This is a genomic window from Streptomyces sp. NPDC041940, assembly GCF_055589465.1.
The window spans coordinates 1-19,083 of the sequence record NZ_JBVJBP010000034.1 but is presented as its reverse complement, the minus strand read 5'-3'; the positions used below and the strand labels follow the sequence as shown (position 1 = coordinate 19,083).

Genomic DNA, 19,083 nt, shown 5'->3' with positions numbered 1-19,083 from the left:
GTTGGCTCCCTGTGGTCGGATGGAATCTGGCAGTGTGGCACGTATGTGCGGACGGTATTCAGCGAGTCGCAGGCCAGAGGATCTCGCAGGAATCTTTGAGATCGAGAAGTGGGAGCCCGAGGAGACCCTCGAGCCGGACTACAACGTGGCGCCCACCAAAGAGGTCTACGCCGTCCTCGACCGCCCTCTGAAAGACGTGGACGACCCGCGCCCGGTTCGGCAGCTGCGCAAGCTGAAGTGGGGGCTCGTCCCGTCCTGGTCGAAGACCCCCGAGGGCGGCGCCCGGATGATCAACGCCCGCGCGGAGACCGTCCACGAGAAGCCGTCCTTCCGCCGTGCCTTCACCTCCCGGCGCTGCGTCCTGCCCGCCGACGGCTACTACGAGTGGGTCACCGGCACACAGGAGCGCGAGCTGGAGGTCGAGGGCAAGAAGAAGAGGCCCCGCAAGCAGCCCTACTTCGTGACCCCGGCGGACGGGTCGGTCTTCGCCATGGCCGGGCTGTACGAGTTCTGGCGGGACAGGACGCTGCCGGACGACCACCCGCAGTCCTGGTGGGTGACGTGCTCCGTCATCACCACCGAGGCCGAGGCGAGCCCGCTGGCGGTGTCCCCGGCGGACGGTCCGCATGCCCTGGCCGAGATCCACCCCCGGATGCCGCTGATGCTGACGCCCGACCGCTGGGACGCCTGGCTCGACCCGTCCCGCACGGACGCCGAGGACCTGCGCGGACTGCTCGCCCCGCCGCCCGGCGGGCTGATGCGCGCCTACCCCGTCGCCACGGCCGTCAGCAATGTCCGCAACAACGGGCCGGAGCTGCTGAAGGAGCTGGAAGGGCCGGAAGAGGGCACACTCTTCTGACGTGACGCATGCGACGAACGCGACGACGGAGACTGTCGAGACCGACGCCGGAACCGCCCGTATCACCTGGCACGAGGCGAAGAAGGCCCGGCTGGTGCTCGCCGTCAGCCACGGCGCCGGCGGCGGCATCGAGGCCCGCGACCTGAAGGCCCTGGCCGAGGTCCTGCCCGCGCACGGCGTGACCGTGGCCCGTGTGGAGCAGCCCTGGCGAGTGGCCGGAAAGAAGCTGGCGCCCGCGCCGAAGACCCTGGACGTCGGCTGGCGCGGGATCTGGCCCGCCCTCGCCGCACCCGGACTGCCGGTGATCTCCGGCGGCCGCAGCGCCGGCGCCCGGGTCGCCTGCCGTACCGCCACCGAACTGGGCGCCCACGCAGTCCTCGCCCTCAGCTTCCCCCTCCATCCACCGGGCAAGCCGGAGAAGTCCCGGGCCGACGAACTGCTCGGTTCCGGAGTGCCCACCCTGGTCGTCCAGGGCGGGAACGACCCCTTCGGTAAGCCGGAGGAGTTCCCCGCGGGCTCGTACGAACTCGTCGAGGTGCCCCACGGCGATCACGGCTTCGCCGTCCCCAAGCGCGCGGACATCTCCCAGGACGAGGCCGTGGCGCTCATCACGGACGCGGTCCTGGAGTGGACCGGGTCACTCGGGTAAAGCACCGGGAATGCGGGGGCGGCGAGCACTGTTGTGCGGGACGTACGGGCTGGAGACCAGCACAGACGTCACAGGAGAGGAAGTCCGCCGCATGGGTTCGACCATCTGCCCGAGCCGCAGCAGCCGCGCCGACCTGGAGTGGACGGTGCTGCACGCGGCCAGGACCGCCCCTGTTCGGGCGGCGGGCGGACCGGATCGTCGTCTATCCTCCGATTCGGGTGAGACCGGTCTCGGTCTCACGAGAACACTCGAGGAGGTGGGTCCGGTCACAGGGACCGACGCAGGGACCGAACACGGCCAGGCGGAGCAGCCCGAGGGCCAGGGCGGCACGGGCGCGGAGACGGCCGCGGAGCGCAGTGCGCGCTTCGAGCGGGACGCGCTCGAGTTCCTCGACCAGATGTACTCGGCCGCGCTGCGCATGACGCGCAACCCGGCCGACGCCGAGGACCTGGTGCAGGAGACGTACGCCAAGGCGTACGCGTCCTTCCACCAGTTCCGCGAGGGCACCAACCTCAAGGCGTGGCTGTACCGGATCCTCACCAACACCTTCATCAACTCGTACCGCAAGAAGCAGCGCGAACCTCAGCGCTCTGCGGCCGAGGAGATCGAGGACTGGCAGCTCGCCCGCGCCGAGTCGCACATGTCGACGGGCTTGCGCTCCGCGGAGTCGCAGGCGCTCGACCACCTGCCCGACTCGGACGTGAAGGAAGCGCTCCAGGCGATCCCCGAGGAGTTCCGCATCGCCGTGTATCTCGCGGACGTCGAGGGGTTTGCCTACAAGGAGATCGCCGACATCATGGGGACACCCATCGGTACGGTGATGTCCCGGCTGCACCGTGGCCGCCGTCAGCTGCGCGGCATGCTGGAGGACTACGCCCGTGACCGCGGGATGGTCCCGGCCGGTGCCGGAGAGTCGAACGAAGCGAAAGGCTCGGGGTCATGAGCTGCGGAGAGCCGCACGAGACGGATTGCAGCGAAATCCTCGATCATCTCTACGAGTTCCTCGACCGGGAGATGCCGGACTCGGACTGCGTGAAGTTCGAGCACCACTTCGAGGAATGCTCGCCGTGCCTCGAGAAGTACGGGCTCGAACAGGCCGTGAAGAAGCTGGTCAAGCGCTGCTGCGGGCATGACGACGTGCCGGGCGACCTGCGGGCCAAGGTCATGGGGCGGATCGACCTGATCCGTTCCGGCCAGGCGGTCCCCGACCAGGACGTCACGGCCTCGCCCGCCACGCCGCAGGAATCCTGACACTCCTGCGCCTTTCAACTACCCCGCCTCTGCAGGGGTAGTCATCCTCAAGTCATCGTCGAACGCGTCACTCGAACGTGCTAATCCGTGGGCTATCGGCCCATGGAGCCCCCCACTGCCGTCCTAGGCTCCGGGCCTGACGGGCATGGCCGGGGAGGGGCTCATGGAAGCGGTATCGGCGCGGGCTCGTGTGTATGTCGCCTGTGTCGCCGTCGCCGCCCTGTGCTGTCTGCTCCCGTTGCCCGGTGTCCGTACGCCGTGGTGGGCGGTCGTGCTGCTCGCCGCGCTGTACGCCGGGTGCGAGCGCGTCGCCCGGTCCCGGTTCGTCGGCATCTCGCACCCGGCCGGGACCTTCTACCCCGTGCTGCTCGCCGGCGCCTTCCTGCTGCCGGCGCCCGCCGCCGCCCTGGTCGGCGTGCCCGCCGCGCTGCTCTCGCCCGTCGGGCAGCGGCCCGTGGCGCTGCGGCGCGTCTGGCGGGCCGCCCAGCTCGTCCTCGGGGTGTGGGCCGCGGCCCACGTGCACTGGGCGCTCGGCGGGCGGGACGCCGTCGTCGCGGGCGACGTCCCCTACGCGCTCGGACCGGCCGGGGCCGCCGTGCTGGCGTTCTGCCTGGTGCTCGCGCTGCTGGACGGCGGGATCCTCGCCGCAGGGGTGGGGGCACCGCCCACGCCCTTCAGCCGGTGGGGGAGGGTGCCGGTGCGGCGCGCCTGGCGGGGACTGGTGGCGCGGTCGCTCGCGCCGATCGCCGTGCACGGGCTCGCCGGGCTGATGATGGCCGTCCTGTGGCGCAGCCCGTACGGTCCCGGGGCCGCGCTGCTCGTGCTGCTGCCGATGTGCGTCTCGTGGTGGGCGTTCGCGCAGTACCACCGGGAGAGGGCCGCCCACCAGGCGACCATCCGGGCGCTGGTCCAGGCCGTCGACATCAAGGACGGGTACACGCGCGGGCACAGCGAGCGCGTCGGACAGGCGTCCATGATGATCGCGCGCGAGCTGGGCATGGACGACGAGCGCGTCGAGGTGCTCCGCTTCGCCGGGATCCTGCACGACGTCGGCAAGCTGGGCGTGCCCACCCGGCTGCTCAGGAAGAACGGGCCGCTGACCCCCGAGGAGCGGCGCGTGATCGAGCTGCACCCCGAGTACGGGCACGAGATGGTGCGCGGCATCGGCTTCCTCGGCGAGGCCCGGGCCGCCGTACTGCACCACCACGAGCGGCTCGACGGCAGCGGGTATCCCTACGGGCTGGTGGGCCGTCAGATCCCGGAGTCCGCACGGGTCGTGGCGGTCGCCGACGCCTTCGACGCCATGACCTCCACCCGGAGCTACAGCAGGGCCCGCCCCGTCCCGGTGGCCCTGGAGGAACTGGAGCGGTGCGCGGGCAGCCACTTCGACCCCGTGATGGTCGCGGCCCTGGTGGAAGCCGTACGCCGGGCGGGCTGGCACCCCGCGGTGACCGCCGACGACGCCCACACGCCCCAAATCCCCGCGCCCGGCGCACCCGTCTCCAGCCGGCCGGGAGCACACCGATGAGCGCGTGCGGGGCGCCGCTCCTGCGCACCCTCGTCCACGCCTGCGCCGCCCTCCTCGCCACCGGCTCCCTCGCCGTCACCCTCTACAGCGGACTCGAGGAACGCCGCGTCGCCCTCGCCTTCGGGGTCCTCGTCACCGTCGGGGAACTCACCCGGCGCAACGGGGCGCGGGTCCGGGAACCGGCACCGCTCGGAGCCGCGGCGGCCCTGTCGTACGCGCTGCTCGGGGAGGCCGGCGGGCAGGCCACACACCACGGCCTCGCCCAGGTCGTCGCCGTCGTGCTGGCCGCCTCACTGCTCGGCAGCGTGCCGCACGTCGCCCGCGGACAGGGGCCCACCCTCGACCACCTGGCGCGCCGCATGCTCACCGTCGGCTTCGTCGCCGTGTGCTTCCAGCCCCCGTACAACCGGGGGATGTTCGACGACTGGGGCGGACCCGCCTACGCGTTGCTGCTGCTCGCGCTGCTGTCCCTGACCGCGCTGTGCGACGCGGTGCTCGCCGCCGCCCTGGCCCACTCCCGCACCGGCTGGCCCTTCGGCCCGGTGCTGCGGGACGAGCTGCGGGCCGTGTGCGGCATCGGGTCCGCCGTCATCGCGACCGGGGCCGTGATGGCGCTCGCGGTCGCCGTCGTCGGGCTGTGGGCGCTGCCCGTCTTCTCCGTGCCGCTGCTGCTCGCCCAGATGTCGTTCCGGCGGTACGCCGCCGTCCGGGCCACCTACCGGCAGACCATCGCCTCCCTCGCGCGGGCCACCGAGGTCGCCGGCTACACCCCCTGCGGGCACGCCCGGCGCGTTGCCGCCCTCGGCCAGGCGGTGGGGCGGGACCTGGGCCTGACCGAGCCCGAACTGGCCGTGCTGGAGTACGCCGCGCTCATGCACGACATCGGCCAGCTGAGCCTCGTCGACCCGGTGCCGGCGGGCGCCACCGCCGACCTGCCCGCCGCGGAACAGCGCCGGATCGCCCTGCTCGGCGGGGCGGTCGTACGGCAGACGGGGGTCGACGAGGCGGTCGCCGTGGTCGTGGAGCGGCAGGCCGACCCCTACGCCGAGCAGCCGCTCGCCGCGCGAATCGTCCGGGCCGTGAACGCTTACGAGGAGAAGTCCAGGGAAGGCGGGCCCGGCGGGCCGCTGACGGCGCTGGAGGAACTCCGGCTCGCCACCGCCGGGAAGTACGCGCCGGAGGTGGTGGAATCACTGGCCCGTGTACTGGCGAGGAGCAGTCTGACTCTGCCCGTGGCTGGGTAACCCATGGGTAATGAGCGCCTCGGAGGCCGTACGTGGTTGGATGCGAAGGAGAAGGTGTCCGGGGGCTCGAAACACAGCTACGGCCAGCCCACCGAACGGAACTGGCAGGCGGGAATCGTGAGGATCTTCGGCAAGGGACGGCACCGGCCCTCCGCCTCCTGGCGGCAGGCCACAGACCGGGCGTTCACACTGATCGGCGACGGCCGGTACGAGGACGCCGGCGCACTGTTGACACGTGCCGCCGACCTGGAGCCCTGGCTGTCCGAGTCGTGGTTCAACCTCGCGCTGCTGCACAAGTTCCGGCACGACTGGGAGCAGGCGCGGGCGGCGGGCCTCAGGGCCGTGGCGCTGCTCGACCGGGACACCGGTGCGCCCGACTGGTGGAACGTCGGCATCGCCGCGACCGCCCTCCAGGACTGGCCGCTGGCCCGGCGCGCCTGGCAGGCCTACGGGCTGCGGATGCCGGGTTCGGCCACCGCCGCCGGCGAGCCCGTCGGCATGGACCTCGGCAGCGCGGCCGTACGGCTGTCCCCCGAGGGGGAGGCCGAGGTCGTGTGGGGGCGGCGGCTGGATCCCGCGCGGATCGAGGTGCTGTCCATTCCGCTGCCGTCTTCGGGGCGGCGCTGGGGCGAGGTCGTGCTGCACGACGGGGTGCCCCACGGGGAGCGGACCACGGCCGCCGGGCACACCTACCCGGTGTTCGACGAGATCGAGCTGTGGGCGCCGTCGCCGGTGCCGACCTGGGTGGTGCTGCTGGAGGCGGCGACCGAGGCGGACCGGGACGCGCTGGAGCAGCTCGCGGGTGACGCCGGGTTCGCGGCGGAGGACTGGTCCTCCTCGGTGCGGTTGCTGTGCCGGATGTGCTCGGAGTCCCGGATGCCGTCGGACGAGGGTGACGGGGAGCATCTCGATCCGCACGATCACAGTGAGCCGGGGCATCCCGGGCCGTTGGGGCATCGGACGGACGGGCAGTTGTGGGTGCCGGAGCGGGAGTGCGGGTTGGCCGCGCCGGCTTCGCTGGTCAGGGGGTTGCTGGACGGGTGGGTGGCCGACAGTCCTGATTCCCGTGACTGGCGCGATCTTGAAGAGGTCTGCTGACGCGGTCGTCCGGGTGCGGGTTCGTCGTGGTTGTTCGCGCAGTTCCCCGCGCCCCTGATGCCCGTACCCTGTATCAGCATCCCAGCTTGGATTTGTTCAGGAAGGCGTACGTAACGTCATGGCTCAGCAGGACACCGATCAGCAGGACGCGGGCGTGCTCCCCGTCGATGACGAGGGGTACGTGATCGACACGGAGGACTGCGAGGAGCGCGAGGCGGCCTGGCGGGAGCGGGGGACCTCGCGGCCGATCACGGTGGTCGGGAACCCGGTGCTGCACAAGGAGTGCAAGGACGTCACCGAGTTCGGCGAGGAGCTCCAGCAGCTCGTCGCGGACATGTTCGCCAGCCAGCGCACCGCCGAGGGCGTGGGCCTGGCCGCCAACCAGATCGGTGTCGACCTGAAGGTCTTCATCTACGACTGCCCCGACGACGAGGGTGCCCGGCACACCGGCGTGATCTGCAACCCCAGGCTCGTCGAACTGCCCGCCGAGAAGCGCCGGCTGGACGACAGCAACGAGGGCTGCCTGTCCGTGCCCACCGCGTACGCCCCGCTCGCGCGGCCCGACTACGCCGAGGTGACCGGGCAGGACGAGAAGGGCAACCCGATCAAGGTGCGCGGCACCGGATACTTCGCTCGGTGTTTGCAGCACGAGACCGACCACCTGTACGGCTCCCTGTACATCGACCGGCTCTCCAAGCGCGAGCGCAAGGACGCGCTGCGGCAGATGGCCGAGAACGAGCCTCGCTACCCCGTGGTCGCGAACGACTGAGACCTCACGAGCACCAGGCGAACGGCGTCTGTTCGGGATTCCCGTCCCGAACAGACGCCGTTCGTCTGTGTCGTTCGCCTGTCCGTCGCACGTTCGATCGCTTCTGCTCTCCTGGCGATCCGCCACCAGTCACACACCGGGAGGATCCCGGCACTGTGGGGTAGTGAATGAAGCAAATGCGTTCCCAGAACGGTCAGTTGTAGTGCTGAATGGGATGAGCGGGGTATGCAACGGCGCACGCCCGGCACGAAGGGAGGGGCGCCCGCGCCGACTGGCGGCTGAGAGGGGTTAGTTCGTGCACGCTTTGTCACACGGCACCACATCGACACCGACCACCATCGCAGTTCCACCGTCGCTCTCTCTCCCGGTGATCGAGGCGGCGTTTCCCCGGCAACTCCATCCGTATTGGCCGCAGTGTCAGGAGAAGACCCGGGCCTGGCTGCTCGAAAAGCGGCTCATGCCCGCGGACAAGGTGGAGGAATATGCCGATGGCCTTTGCTACACCGACCTCATGGCCGGGTACTACATCGGTGCCTCCGGCGAGGTCCTCCAGGCGATCGCGGACTACAGCGCCTGGTTCTTCGTCTGGGACGACCGGCACGACCGCGACATCGTGCACGGCCGTCCGGTCGCCTGGCGGCGGCTGCGGGACCGGCTGCACACGGCCCTCGACTTCCCCGGGGCGCACCTGCACCACGAGGACCCACTGGTCGCCGGGTTCGCGGACAGCGTCCTGCGGCTGTACGCGTTCCTGCCGAGGACGTGGAACCTCCGGTTCGCCCGGCACTTCCACGCGGTGGTCGACGCATACGACCGGGAGTTCCACAACCGTACCCACGGAATCGTGCCCACGGTCGACGAGTATCTCCGCTTGCGCCGGCTCACCTTCGCTCACTGGATATGGACGGATCTCCTGGAGCCGGCCGCGGGATGCGAAATACCCGACCCCGTTCGGAAGCACCCCGCATACCGGCGGGCGGCGCTGCTGAGCCAGGAATTTGCCGCCTGGTACAACGACCTCTGCTCCCTTCCCAAAGAAATTGCGGGCGACGAGGTGCACAATCTCGGAATCAGTCTCATCACTCATGAGGGGCTGACTCTGGAACAGGCGGTCGTTGACCTGAGGCACCGTGTCGAGAATTGCATAACCGAATTCATCGACGTCGAAGAGGAAGCATTGCGGTTCGCCGACGACCTCGCCGACGGCACCGTGAGGGGAAAGGAACTGAGCGCCGCCGTGCGGGCCTGTCTGAGCAATATGCGCAACTGGTTCAGTTCCGTCTACTGGTTCCACCACGAGTCCGGCCGGTACATGGTCGACAGCTGGGACGACCGGTCCACGCCCCCGTACGTCAACAACGAAGCGGCAGGTGAGAAATGACCGTCGAGTCCGTGCAGCCCGAAGCCCTGGCTCCGGATCTGCGTGAGCCGCCCCGGGCGGGCGGCGGTGTCCCCGGCCTCGGCCACGGCTGGCAGCTCGTGCGCGACCCGCTGGCGTTCATGTCCCGGCTGCGCGACCACGGCGACGTGGTCCGCCTGAAGCTCGGGCCGAAGACCGTGTACGCCGTCACCACCCCGGAGCTCACCGGCGCACTGGCGCTGAGCAACGACTTCATCATCGCCGGCCCGCTCTGGGAGTCCCTGGAAGGCCTGCTCGGCAAGGAGGGAGTGGCCACGGCGAACGGGCCGCGGCACCGTCGCCAGCGGCGCACCATCCAGCCCGCCTTCCGGCTCGACGCCATCCCCGCCTACGGGCCGATCATGGAGGAGGAGGCGCACGCGCTGGCCGAGCGCTGGAGGTCCGGCCAGACGATCGACTGCACCTCCGAGTCCTTCCGGGTGGCCGTGCGCATCGCGGCCCGCTGTCTGCTGCGCGGCGCCTCCATGGACGAGCGGGCGGAGCGGCTGTGCGTCGCGCTCGCCACCGTCTTCCGCGGGATGTACCGGCGGATGGTGGTCCCGCTCGGGCCGCTCTACAGGCTGCCGCTCCCGGCCAACCGCGAATTCAACCGGGCATTGGCCGATTTGCATCTCCTGGTCGACGAGATCGTCGCCGAGCGCCGGGCATCCGGTCAAAAGCCGGACGATTTGCTGACGGCATTGCTGGAGGCGAAGGACGAGAATGGCGACCCCATCGGGGAACAGGAGATCCACGATCAGGTCGTCGCGATCCTCACCCCCGGCAGCGAAACCGTCGCCTCCACGATCATGTGGCTGTTGCATATGCTCGCGGAACACCCTGAACAGGCGGACCGGGTGCGGGACGAAGTAGAAGCAGTCACCTGCGGGAGGCCGGTGGCATTCGAGGACGTCCGGGGACTCGGGCACACCAACAATGTCGTCGTCGAGGCCCTGCGTTTGCGCCCCGCCGTCTGGATTCTGACCCGCCGGGCGGTGCGGGACACGGAACTCGGCGGATACCGGATTCCGGCCGGGGCGGACATCGTCTACAGTCCGTACGCGATCCAGCGCGACGCGAAGTCGTACGAGCGGCACCTGGAGTTCGACCCCGATCGCTGGCTGCCGGACCGGGTCAAGGACGTCCCGAAGCACGCCATGAGCCCGTTCAGCACGGGCAACCGCAAGTGTCCGAGCGACCACTTCTCGATGGCCCAGCTGACGCTGATCACGGCGGCGCTGGCCGCCAGGTACCGCTTCGAGCCGGTGGCCGGTTCCAACGCCGCCACGCGCGTCGGCATCACGCTCCGGCCGCACGACCTGCTGCTGCGGCCGGTGCCGAGGTGACAGACGGTGATCGTCAGGCCGCTTCGGGACCCCTGAACGTGCGCCGGTAGGCGTTCGGCGTGGTGCCCACCGCCCGGACGAAGTGATGGCGCAGCGTGGCCGCGTTGCCGAACCCCGTTCGGCCGGCGATCGCGTCCATCGTCTCGTCCGTCGCCTCCAGCAGCCGCTGGGCCAGCAGCACCCGCTGGCGCAGCACCCAGCGGTAGGGAGTCGTCCCCGTCTCCTGCTGGAAGCGGCGGGCGAAGGTGCGCGGGGACATGTGGGCGTGGGCGGCGAGCTGCTCGACGGTGACCTCCTCGTCGAGGTGGCGTTCCATCCACGCCAGCACGTCGCCGATCGTGTCGCCCTCGGAGTGCGGCAGCGGGCGCTCGATGTACTGGGCCTGGCCGCCGTCGCGGTGCGGCGGCACCACCATCCGCCGGGCGATCTTGTTGGCGACCTCGGTGCCCTGCTCCTTGCGCACCAGGTGGAGGCAGGCGTCGATTCCGGCGGCCGTACCGGCGGAGGTGATCACCGGGTCCTCGTCCACGTAGAGCACGTCCGGCTCCACGACGGCCCGGGGGTACTGCCGGGCGAGGTCCCGCGCGTGCTTCCAGTGCACGGCGCAGCGGCGGTCGTCCAGCAGCCCGGCAGCGGCCAGCACGAAGGCGCCGGAGCAGACGCTGAGCACCCGGGCGCCCCGGTCGACCCCGCGCCGCAGGGCGTCCAGCAGCTCCGGCGGGAACTCACGGGACGCGTAGCTGTGCCCGGCCGGTACCGCGATCAGGTCGGCCGTCTCCAGCCGCTCCAGGCCGTGCTCGACCTGGAGCGAGAAGCCCGAGTTCATGCGCAGGACCGGGCCCTCGGCCGAGGCGACGGCGAAGTCGTACACCGGCAGGCCCTCGTCGCTGCGGTCGGTGCCGAAGACTTCGCACACCACACCCAGTTCGAAGGGGTTCACGCCGTCGAGCAGGACGGCGGCCACGTTCTGGAGCATGTCTCCAGTGTGCCTCGCCTGTGGCAGTAATTCGAGGGCCTACGGCAGTACTGCCACTGACGGTAAGGAGTCATCGGCGCGACAGTGGTGTCCATGGAAACGAACCAGGCACAGACACTCATCGCAATGATCTTCGTACTCGGGACGCTGGTCCTCCTGGTCCTCCCGTCAGTGATCGGCATCGCGCGCGACCGGCGCGTCGACCGTCAGATCAGGGAGGCCCAGGAGGCCGGGGAGAGCGAGCGGGCTCAGAACTCCTCGTCCAGGTCGACGGTGCCCTCCACCGCCACCTGGTACGCCGAGGGACGGCGCTCGAAGAAGTTGGTCAGCTCCTGAACCCCTTGGAGCTCCATGAAGGAGAAGGGGTTCTCGGAGCCGTACACCGGAGCGAAGCCGAGGCGGCTGAGCCGCTGGTCGGCGACGCACTCCAGGTACTGCCGCATGGACTCGGTGTTCATGCCCGGGAGGCCGTCACCGCACAGGTCGCGCGCGAACTGCAGCTCGGCTTCGACGGCCTCCCGCAGCATGTCCGTGACCTGCTGCTCGAGCTGGTCGTCGAACAGCTCCGGCTCCTCCTTGCGGACGGTGTCGACCACCTCGAAGGCGAAGGACATGTGCATCGTCTCGTCGCGGAACACCCAGTTGGTGCCGGTGGCCAGGCCGTGCAGCAGGCCCCGGCTGCGGAACCAGTAGACGTAGGCGAAGGCACCGTAGAAGAACAGGCCCTCGATGCACGCGGCGAAGCAGATCAGGTTCAGCAGGAAGCGGCGGCGGTCGGACTGGGTCTCCAGCCGGTCCAGCTTCTCCACCGAGTCCATCCACTTGAAGCAGAACCCGGCCTTCTCGCGGATGGAGGGGATGCTCTCCACGGCGTCGAACGCCGCGGTGCGGTCCTCCGGGTCGGGGAGATAGGTGTCGAGCAGCGTCAGATAGAACTGGACGTGCACGGCCTCCTCGAACAGCTGGCGGGACAGGTACAGCCGCGCCTCGGGGGAGTTGATGTGCTTGTACAGCGTCAGCACCAGGTTGTTCGCGACGATCGAGTCGCCCGTCGCGAAGAAGGCGACCAGACGGCCGATCAGGTGCTGCTCCTCGGGGGACAGCTTGGCGAGGTCCGCGACGTCCGAGTGGAGGTCGACCTCCTCCACGGTCCAGGTGTTCTTGATGGCGTCCCGGTAGCGCTCGTAGAAGTCCGGGTAGCGCATGGGACGCAGGGTGAGCTCGAAGCCGGGGTCGAGAAGGTTCTGGGTGGTCATTACTGGCAGGCCTCGCAGGACTCGGGGTTTTCCAGGGAGCAGGCGACCGCGTCGGGGTCGGCCGTCTGCTGCACGGGGATGGTCTTCTCAGGCTGAGCCTGGGCCTGTGCGGCGCGGGCGATGCGGGTCGCCGGGCGCGAGCGCAGGTAGTACGTCGTCTTCAGCCCGGCCTTCCAGGCGTACGCGTACATCGAGGAGAGCTTGCCGATGGTCGGCGTCTCCATGAAGAGGTTCAGGGACTGGGACTGGTCCAGGAACGGGGTCCTGGCCGCCGCCATGTCGATCAGGCCGCGCTGCGGGACCTCCCACGCCGTGCGGTAGAGCGCCCGTACGTCCGCGGGGATCCAGGCGAACTCCTGCACCGAGCCGTTCGCCTCGCGCAGCGCCTCCCGACTGCGGGCGTCCCACACGCCGAGCTGCTTGAGCTCGTCCACCAGGTAGGAGTTGACCTGGAGGAACTCACCCGACAGCGTCTCGCGCTTGAACAGGTTGGACACCTGCGGCTCGATGCACTCGTACACGCCCGCGATGGAGGCGATGGTGGCCGTGGGCGCGATGGCGAGGAGCAGGGAGTTGCGCATGCCGGTCGCGGCGATGCGCTCGCGCAGGGCCGCCCAGCGCTCGGGCCAGGTCAGCTCCACGTCGTAGTGGTCCGGGTGCAGCACACCCCGGGCCGTACGGGTCTTCTCCCAGGCCGGCAGCGGGCCGCTGCGCTCGGCCAGGTCGGCGGAGGCCTCGTACGCGGCGAGCATGATCCGCTCGGCGATCCGGGTGGAGAGCGCCTTGGCCTCGGGCGAGTCGAAGGGCAGGCGCAGCTTGAAGAAGACGTCCTGCAGGCCCATGGCCCCGAGGCCGACCGGACGCCAGCGGGCGTTGGAGCGGCCCGCCTGCTCGGTCGGGTAGAAGTTGATGTCCACGACACGGTCGAGGAAGGTCACGGCCGTACGGACGGTCTCGTCCAGCCGCTCCCAGTCGATGTCCCCGCGGGTCTGGTCGACGAAGGCGCCGAGGTTGACCGACCCCAGGTTGCAGACCGCCGTCTCCCCGTCGTCGGTGACCTCCAGGATCTCCGTGCAGAGGTTGGAGGAGTGGACGACGTGGCCCGGCTCTGCCGTCTGGTTGGCGGTGCGGTTGGCGGCGTCCTTGAACGTCATCCAGCCGTTGCCGGTCTGCGCGAGGGCGCGCATCATGCGGCCGTACAGCTCACGGGCGGGCAGGGTCTTCCTCGCCAGGCCCTTCGCCTCGGCCTCCCGGTACGCGGCGTCGAACTCCGCGCCGTACAGGTCGACCAGCTCGGGCACGTCCGAGGGGGAGAACAGCGACCACGGCCCGTCGGTGTTCACCCGCCGCATGAACTCGTCCGGCACCCAGTGCGCGAGGTTCAGGTTGTGCGTACGGCGGGCGTCCTCGCCGGTGTTGTCGCGCAGCTCCAGGAACTCCTCGATGTCGGAGTGCCAGGTCTCCAGGTAGACCGCGGCCGCGCCCTTGCGGCGGCCGCCCTGGTTCACGGCGGCGACCGAGGCGTCGAGGGTCTTCAGGAACGGGACGATGCCGTTGGAGTGGCCGTTGGTGCCGCGGATCAGCGAACCGCGCGCACGGATACGGGAGTACGAGAGGCCGATGCCGCCCGCGTGCTTCGACAGCCGGGCCACCTGGTGGTACCGGTCGTAGATCGAGTCGAGCTCGTCCTTGGGGGAGTCGAGGAGGTAGCAGGACGACATCTGGGGGTGCCGCGTGCCGGAGTTGAAGAGGGTGGGGGAGGAGGGGAGGTAGTCGAGGCGGCTCATGAGCCCGTAGAGCGCGGCGACCTCGTCGACGGACTGTGCCGTGTCGTCCTCGGCGAGGCCGGCGGCGACGCGCAGCATGAAGTGCTGGGGCGTCTCGACGACCTTGCGGGTGATCGGGTGGCGGAGCAGGTAGCGGCTGTGCAGCGTCCGCAGACCGAAGTAGCCGAAGCGGTCGTCGGCGGCCCGGTCGATCAGCGCGTCGAGCCGGGCAGCGTGCAGGCGCACGAACTCGGCGGTCCGGTCGGCGATCAGGCCCTCCCGGTGGCCGACCGCCACGGACTCGGTGAAGGACGTGACGCCCTGCGAGGCGGCCTCGGCACGGATGCCGATCGTCAGCAGGCGCGCGGCCAGCCGGGAGTAGGCGGGGTCCTCGGAGATGAGGCCGGCGGCCGCCTCCGTCGCGAGCTCGCGCAGCTCCGTCTCGTCCGCCCGCGCGGACCGGCCGCGCAACGCGGCGGCGGCGACCCGGCCGGGGTCGGCGTCGGGGAGATCGGCGGTCAGCTCGGTCAGGGTCCGCAGCAGCGCGGCACCGGGACCGTCGTGCTCTTCTTCGGCAGCTGAGACCGGTTCGGCTGGCGCGATGGTCACGTGGGGCTCTCCCTCGCTCGGCAAGGGGCCTCGCGCAGGGCAGGGGGCAGCACACGAGCGCACACGGCGTCGCGTCCACCGGCCCATTCCACGAGGCCCGGACGTCAGGGCACCCCGGCCGGACGGCCGGGCGCGCTGTCGGCAGGTCCTCGGACTGAAGCGTGTGCGCTCCGCCTTGAGGGCGTATACGCACAAGTACACCGTTGCGGGACAGTTCCGGATTCGCGCCGGATTCCCCTGCGGCGACAGCGAGCACGAGCATACATCTTGTGCTGGGTTCGGGTGACACCCCCAGATGTTGTGTCGTGCTGGTTTCAGAGTGTCAACTGATAAGTGAGGAGAGTGATGTCGTCCAGGTGCGGGAGCGGGTTCCAGTCGCGCCCGGGAGTGCGGGTGAAACCCAGGCGCTCGTAGATGCGGTGGGCCGCGCGCATGGTGCGCTGGGTCGACAGCACGACGCGGAGACAGCCGGGCGTGGCCCGTGCCCGGTCGACGCAGGCGCCCACGAGGGCCTCGCCCGTGCCGCGGCCGCGGGCGGCGTGCGCGACGGCGAGCATCCGTATCTCGGCCTCTCCCGGGCCGGCTATGTCGGCCATGGGGCCGCCCGACGGTACGAAGGTGACGCCGCCGAGGAGGGTGTCGTTCTCGACGGCGACCAGGACGTCGGCCGCGGCCGCCCGTTTGGCGACGTCCCGCAGTTCGTGGAGGTACTCGTCGCTCTCGCCGAAGTCGAGGAGGCCGTCCGCGAGATAGGCGTGGGCCGTCAGCTCCCCGAGGGGGCCGTACTCGGTGGGTTTCACTCGCCGGATCAGGGTGTCCATGGCGTGAGTGTGTACGACAGCGGGGGGGGGGGGGGGGGGGGGGGCGGGGGGGGGGGGTGGGGGGGGGGGGGGGGGGGGTGGGGTGTGTCCGGGGGTTCCCCCCCCCGTCGTCTCCCCCCCCCCCCCCGCCACCGCGCTGCGCGCCGAGGCGTACCGGTCGTCCAGGGAATCGGGCGCTGCCGTGGGACCCGTGTCCTGGGGGGAGTCGTCGTACAGCTCCCCCCACCAGTCGTCCTCATGACGGGCGGGTCTTCCCCCCTGCTGGCTCATGCCTCTGATTGTCCACCGCACGGGCCGTATGAAAACGGGGCATCGGGAAAATCCGGCGCATCCGCCGCGTCGAACGGCGTGTCGAGTGAGGGGGTGAACTGCCGTACGACAAAAGGCTGGTGGCCGCCGGGCGGCCCCACCCCCCACGGGAGGACCGCCCGGCGGCGTCCGAAGTGACCCGGCCCCGCATCCCCTTCGTGCGCGCGCACGTCCGGGCCCGGGCCACCGTCCTGGGTTCCTCGGGGCGCGGCGGTGAAACGTGTACACGGCCGCGCGTCCCTCGGTGCTGCCCACCTTGGCAGAGTCCCCGCCGCTACGGCGATGATGTGCGGCGGCGGGTTTACGCCGTGGCCGGTTTCCGCCAGGCCGACCCGCTTCCGTGACGGGTGCGCAGGGAGGGACGTGGGCCGATGCTGGCAGCGATAGGGCTCGACGAGACGCACGAGGCGGCGTACCGGGCGCTGGTGTCCGTGGGCGCGGCCGACGTGGCCGATCTGGCGCGGCGCCTGACGCTGGCCGAGCAGGACACCGAGCGGGCGCTGCGCCGGCTGGAGCGGCGGGGTCTGGCGGCCCGGTCCTCGGCCCGGCCGGGCCGCTGGGTGGCGGCGCCGCCCGGGGTGGCGCTGGGCGCCCTGCTCACCCAGCAGCGGCACGAGCTGGAGAAGGCGGAGCTGGCGGCGGCGCTGCTCGCGGAGGAGTACCGGGCGGCGGCGGCCGAACCGGCGGTGCACGACCTGGTGGAGGTGGTGACCGGCACCTCGGCCGTCGCCCAGCGCTTCCTTCAGCTCCAGCTGGGCGCGACCGAGGAGGTGTGCGCGCTGGTCACCGGCAGTCCGGTCGCCGTGTCCGGCATGGAGAACGACGCCGAGGAGCAGGCGGCCGGGCGCGGGGTGCGCTACCGGGTGGTCGTGGAGCGCTCGGTGCTGGACCTGCCGCACGGGCTGACCGAACTGACGGCGGCGCTCGGCCGGGACGAGCGGGTCCGGGTGGTGGACCGGGTGCCGACCAAGCTGGTGGTGGCCGACCGCTCGCTCGCGATGGTGCCGCTGACGTCGCGTACGGCGGAACCGGCCGCGCTGGTGGTGCACGCCAGCGGGCTGCTGGAGCTGCTCGCCGGGCTGTTCGAGTCGGTGTGGCGGGAGGCGCTGCCGCTGCGCCTGGGCGCCCGCGGGGTGACCGAGCAGCAGCCGGAGGGCCCGGACGCCACCGACCTGGAGGTGCTGTCGCTGCTGCTGGCCGGGATGACGGACGCGAGCGTGGCCAAGCAGCTCGACCTGGGCCTGCGGACGGTCCAACGCCGGGTGCGGCGGCTGATGGAGCTGGCCGGGGTGACGACCCGGCTGCAGCTGGGCTGGCACGCCCGGGAGCGCGGCTGGGTCACCCGCGAGGACGCCCACTGACCAGCCACAGCCCGGCTCCCCGGCAGCCCAGCACCCCTACCCCGGCGCCCGGGCACCCCAGCACCCAGGCACCCCCTCGCCCGGGCGTCCCAACCCGGCTCCCCAGGCGCCTGGCACCCCGGCCCCCCGACACCCCAGCACGAGGCACCCCAGCCCGGCACCCCTGGCGCTTGGCACCCCGGCCCCCTGGATCCCAGCACCCGAGCCCCCGTCGCCCTGGCACCCCAGACCCCCGGCACACCAGCACCTGGGCCCCGTCGCCCCAGTGGCCTCGGCCCCCCTCCCCCTCCCTCTGATGACCTGCGATGTCGTCCCCCGTCCTGCACCCTGGGCAGATGGGAGCGTGGGAACTCCTGCTGGTCGGCGTGGTGATCGCGCTGGGGCTGTGCGGAGTGCTGGTGCCCGGGGCGCCGGGGTCGTGGCTGGTGTGGGCCGCGGTGCTGTGGTGGGCGCTGAAGGACCCGCAGCCGGTGGCCTGGGGCGTCCTGGTCGGCGCCACCGCGGTGCTGCTGCTGTCGCAGGTCGTGCGCTGGGCGCTGCCGCCGCGCCGGCTCCAGGAGAGTGGCGCCACCCCGCTGATGGCGGTGTACGCGGGTGCCGGGGCGGTCCTCGGTTTCGTGCTGGTACCCGTGCTGGGCGCCCTGCCGGGTTTCCTGGCCGGGATCTATCTGGAGGAGCGGCTGCGGCTCGGCCGGCACGGCGAGGCGATGGCCGCGCTGCGGACGGCGATGCGGGCGGGCGGCGCCAGTGTGCTGGCGGAGCTGTTCACCTGCCTGCTGATCGCGGGGGCGTGGCTGGGTGCGGTGCTGTGGGGCTGGCCGGCACGGTGACGTGCGGCCGGCGGGTCAGGGCGCGGTGGACCGTGTCGGCCACGGCGGCCATGCCGGCGTCGTTGAAGTGCAGATGGTCGCCGGGGTCGTAGGCGGCCCGGATGCGCCGGGGGTCGGCCGGGTCCCGGACGGCGGCGTCCGCGTCGGCGACCGCGTCGAAGGCGCCGCCGGTGCGGATGAAGCCGTTCACCCGCTGCCGTACGTCCTCACCGGCGGCGGTCCAGGCGGGGTAGCCGCCGTACGGGGTGAGGGTGACCCCGACGACCCGGATGCCGCGGGTGTGAGCCCGGGCCACCAGGGTGCGGTAGGCGTCCGCGAAGGCGTCCGTGTCGTGCGCCGCCGGGGTGCCCTTGATGTCGTTGATGCCCTCGAAGACCACCAGCGCCCGAACGCCGGCCCGGTCCAGCGCGTCGGCGTCCAGGCGGGCGAGAGCGCTCGGTCCGGTGCCGTCGCGCAGCAGGCGGTTACCGGCGATGCCCGCGTTGAGGACGCCGATCCGGTGGCCGAGCAGCCGCCGGGCGAGCCGGTCGGGCCAGCGCCGGTTGGTGTCGGGGGTGGAGCCGTTGCCGTCGGTGAGCGAGTCCCCGAACGCGACGACGCTGCCGGCGGCGGACCCGCGCACGTCGACGCCGGTGACGTAGTACCAGCGGCTGGTGGTGGCCGTGTACGCGGTGCCGGACTCGTCGGCGGCCCGGCCGGCGCCGGGCCGGGCCAGGTAGCTGGTCTGCAGGGCGGTGCGGTGGTAGGTGGCGGGCCCGGAGTCGTCCGGTGTGTACACGGTGACGAGCAGGTCGGCACCGGCGGGCACGGGCAGCGGCACCGGGTCGGTGACCGTGTCCGCGCCCGGCGGGACGGTCGCCTCCGGGGCGCCGTGGAAGGCGGCGGTGCGCAGGGTGCCGGGTACGGCGTCGGGGCCGGCCGCGCGGCGCAGCGCGACGGTGACCGCGCCGAGGCGCAGGGGCCGGGTGCCGAGCCGGTTGCTGAGCCGGACGCGGACGGCGGTGCCGCCGAT

The 19,083-nt window shown here is 71.5% G+C and carries 17 protein-coding genes and 1 riboswitch; of the genes, 12 read left to right on the top strand and 5 right to left on the bottom strand.

Annotation, left to right across the window (positions count from 1 at the left end):
- The first annotated feature begins 43 nt into the window (after window positions 1-43).
- The 10 genes from ACZ6I3_RS37380 to ACZ6I3_RS37335 all read left to right on the top strand — a co-directional run bounded on the left by ACZ6I3_RS37380 (window position 44) and on the right by ACZ6I3_RS37335 (window position 10,143).
- On the top strand, window positions 44-859 hold the full coding sequence (locus ACZ6I3_RS37380) for an SOS response-associated peptidase (RefSeq protein WP_469420798.1): 816 nt from the start codon (window positions 44-46) through the stop codon (window positions 857-859).
- A gap of 1 nt (window position 860) precedes the next feature.
- Window positions 861-1,508, top strand: a complete 648-nt coding sequence (locus ACZ6I3_RS37375) for an alpha/beta hydrolase family protein (protein ID WP_469420797.1) — start codon at window positions 861-863, stop codon at window positions 1,506-1,508.
- Window positions 1,509-1,764: 256 nt separating this feature from the next.
- Entirely contained in the window at window positions 1,765-2,451 is a 687-nt protein-coding gene (sigR, locus tag ACZ6I3_RS37370) for an RNA polymerase sigma factor SigR (RefSeq protein ID WP_189723136.1), read from the top strand.
- Window positions 2,448-2,759 carry a mycothiol system anti-sigma-R factor gene (rsrA, locus tag ACZ6I3_RS37365; protein WP_031103063.1) on the top strand — a complete coding sequence of 104 codons (312 nt, stop codon included), beginning with the start codon at window positions 2,448-2,450 and terminating at the stop codon, window positions 2,757-2,759. Before sigR ends, rsrA begins: the two co-directional genes overlap by 4 nt.
- Window positions 2,760-2,922: 163 nt before the next feature.
- Window positions 2,923-4,287, top strand: coding sequence for an HD-GYP domain-containing protein (locus ACZ6I3_RS37360; RefSeq protein WP_469420796.1), 1,365 nt, complete (start codon window positions 2,923-2,925; stop codon window positions 4,285-4,287).
- On the top strand, window positions 4,284-5,531 hold the full coding sequence (locus tag ACZ6I3_RS37355; RefSeq protein WP_469420795.1) for an HD-GYP domain-containing protein: 1,248 nt from the start codon (window positions 4,284-4,286) through the stop codon (window positions 5,529-5,531). Before ACZ6I3_RS37360 ends, ACZ6I3_RS37355 begins: the two co-directional genes overlap by 4 nt.
- A gap of 117 nt (window positions 5,532-5,648) precedes the next feature.
- On the top strand, window positions 5,649-6,629 hold the full coding sequence (locus ACZ6I3_RS37350; protein ID WP_382490761.1) for a tetratricopeptide repeat protein: 981 nt from the start codon (window positions 5,649-5,651) through the stop codon (window positions 6,627-6,629).
- Window positions 6,630-6,747: 118 nt separating this feature from the next.
- On the top strand, window positions 6,748-7,398 hold the full coding sequence (gene def / locus ACZ6I3_RS37345; RefSeq protein ID WP_469420794.1) for a peptide deformylase: 651 nt from the start codon (window positions 6,748-6,750) through the stop codon (window positions 7,396-7,398).
- A gap of 295 nt (window positions 7,399-7,693) precedes the next feature.
- Window positions 7,694-8,779: an epi-isozizaene synthase gene (gene cyc1, locus ACZ6I3_RS37340; protein ID WP_469420793.1), complete on the top strand. Its 1,086-nt coding sequence runs from the start codon at window positions 7,694-7,696 to the stop codon at window positions 8,777-8,779.
- The gene (locus tag ACZ6I3_RS37335) at window positions 8,776-10,143 is read left to right on the top strand and encodes a bifunctional albaflavenone monooxygenase/terpene synthase (protein ID WP_469420792.1); all 1,368 of its coding nucleotides are present in this window, start codon (window positions 8,776-8,778) and stop codon (window positions 10,141-10,143) included. The genes cyc1 and ACZ6I3_RS37335 overlap by 4 nt, the downstream gene beginning before the upstream one ends.
- A gap of 13 nt (window positions 10,144-10,156) precedes the next feature.
- Here the strand turns inward: ACZ6I3_RS37335 and ACZ6I3_RS37330 are convergent, their stop codons facing one another.
- From ACZ6I3_RS37330 to ACZ6I3_RS37315, 4 genes are all read right to left on the bottom strand, one after another.
- Window positions 10,157-11,119, bottom strand: coding sequence for a GlxA family transcriptional regulator (locus tag ACZ6I3_RS37330; protein WP_399024381.1), 963 nt, complete (start codon window positions 11,117-11,119; stop codon window positions 10,157-10,159).
- A 248-nt stretch (window positions 11,120-11,367) separates the two neighbouring features.
- On the bottom strand, window positions 11,368-12,375 hold the full coding sequence (locus ACZ6I3_RS37325; protein WP_469420791.1) for a ribonucleotide-diphosphate reductase subunit beta: 1,008 nt from the start codon (window positions 12,373-12,375) through the stop codon (window positions 11,368-11,370).
- Complete coding sequence (locus tag ACZ6I3_RS37320; protein WP_469420790.1) at window positions 12,375-14,750, bottom strand: ribonucleoside-diphosphate reductase subunit alpha; 2,376 nt, start codon at window positions 14,748-14,750, stop codon at window positions 12,375-12,377. Before ACZ6I3_RS37320 ends, ACZ6I3_RS37325 begins: the two co-directional genes overlap by 1 nt.
- A 123-nt stretch (window positions 14,751-14,873) precedes the next feature.
- A riboswitch (cobalamin riboswitch) is annotated at window positions 14,874-15,012 on the bottom strand.
- A 52-nt stretch (window positions 15,013-15,064) separates the two neighbouring features.
- A complete protein-coding gene (locus ACZ6I3_RS37315; RefSeq protein WP_469420789.1) occupies window positions 15,065-15,571 on the bottom strand; it encodes a GNAT family N-acetyltransferase in 507 nt (168 codons plus the stop codon).
- 680 nt (window positions 15,572-16,251) lie between these two features.
- Here ACZ6I3_RS37315 and ACZ6I3_RS37310 point away from each other — a divergent pair.
- Window positions 16,252-17,241, top strand: a complete 990-nt coding sequence (locus tag ACZ6I3_RS37310; protein ID WP_469420788.1) for a helix-turn-helix domain-containing protein — start codon at window positions 16,252-16,254, stop codon at window positions 17,239-17,241.
- 335 nt (window positions 17,242-17,576) lie between these two features.
- Window positions 17,577-18,071, top strand: a complete 495-nt coding sequence (locus ACZ6I3_RS37305) for a DUF456 domain-containing protein (protein WP_469420787.1) — start codon at window positions 17,577-17,579, stop codon at window positions 18,069-18,071.
- Here ACZ6I3_RS37305 and ACZ6I3_RS37300 read toward each other — a convergent pair.
- The coding region (locus tag ACZ6I3_RS37300) for an SGNH/GDSL hydrolase family protein (protein ID WP_469420786.1) at window positions 18,007-19,083 on the bottom strand (1,077 nt) is incomplete at its 5' end. The two genes, ACZ6I3_RS37305 and ACZ6I3_RS37300, sit on opposite strands and share 65 nt — an antisense overlap.

Bases quoted from the DNA above. Each gene is read 5' to 3' on its own strand.
- ACZ6I3_RS37380 (WP_469420798.1), top strand. From the start codon at position 44: ATGTGCGGACGGTATTCAGCGAGTCGCAGGCCAGAGGATCTCGCAGGA.
- rsrA (WP_031103063.1), top strand. From the start codon at position 2,448: ATGAGCTGCGGAGAGCCGCACGAGACGGATTGCAGCGAAATCCTCGAT.
- ACZ6I3_RS37360 (WP_469420796.1), top strand. From the start codon at position 2,923: ATGGAAGCGGTATCGGCGCGGGCTCGTGTGTATGTCGCCTGTGTCGCC.
- ACZ6I3_RS37330 (WP_399024381.1), bottom strand. From the start codon at position 11,119: ATGCTCCAGAACGTGGCCGCCGTCCTGCTCGACGGCGTGAACCCCTTC.
- ACZ6I3_RS37355 (WP_469420795.1), top strand. From the start codon at position 4,284: ATGAGCGCGTGCGGGGCGCCGCTCCTGCGCACCCTCGTCCACGCCTGC.
- ACZ6I3_RS37310 (WP_469420788.1), top strand. From the start codon at position 16,252: ATGCTGGCAGCGATAGGGCTCGACGAGACGCACGAGGCGGCGTACCGG.
- ACZ6I3_RS37325 (WP_469420791.1), bottom strand. From the start codon at position 12,375: ATGACCACCCAGAACCTTCTCGACCCCGGCTTCGAGCTCACCCTGCGT.
- ACZ6I3_RS37315 (WP_469420789.1), bottom strand. From the start codon at position 15,571: ATGGACACCCTGATCCGGCGAGTGAAACCCACCGAGTACGGCCCCCTC.
- ACZ6I3_RS37335 (WP_469420792.1), top strand. From the start codon at position 8,776: ATGACCGTCGAGTCCGTGCAGCCCGAAGCCCTGGCTCCGGATCTGCGT.
- ACZ6I3_RS37305 (WP_469420787.1), top strand. From the start codon at position 17,577: ATGGGAGCGTGGGAACTCCTGCTGGTCGGCGTGGTGATCGCGCTGGGG.
- def (WP_469420794.1), top strand. From the start codon at position 6,748: ATGGCTCAGCAGGACACCGATCAGCAGGACGCGGGCGTGCTCCCCGTC.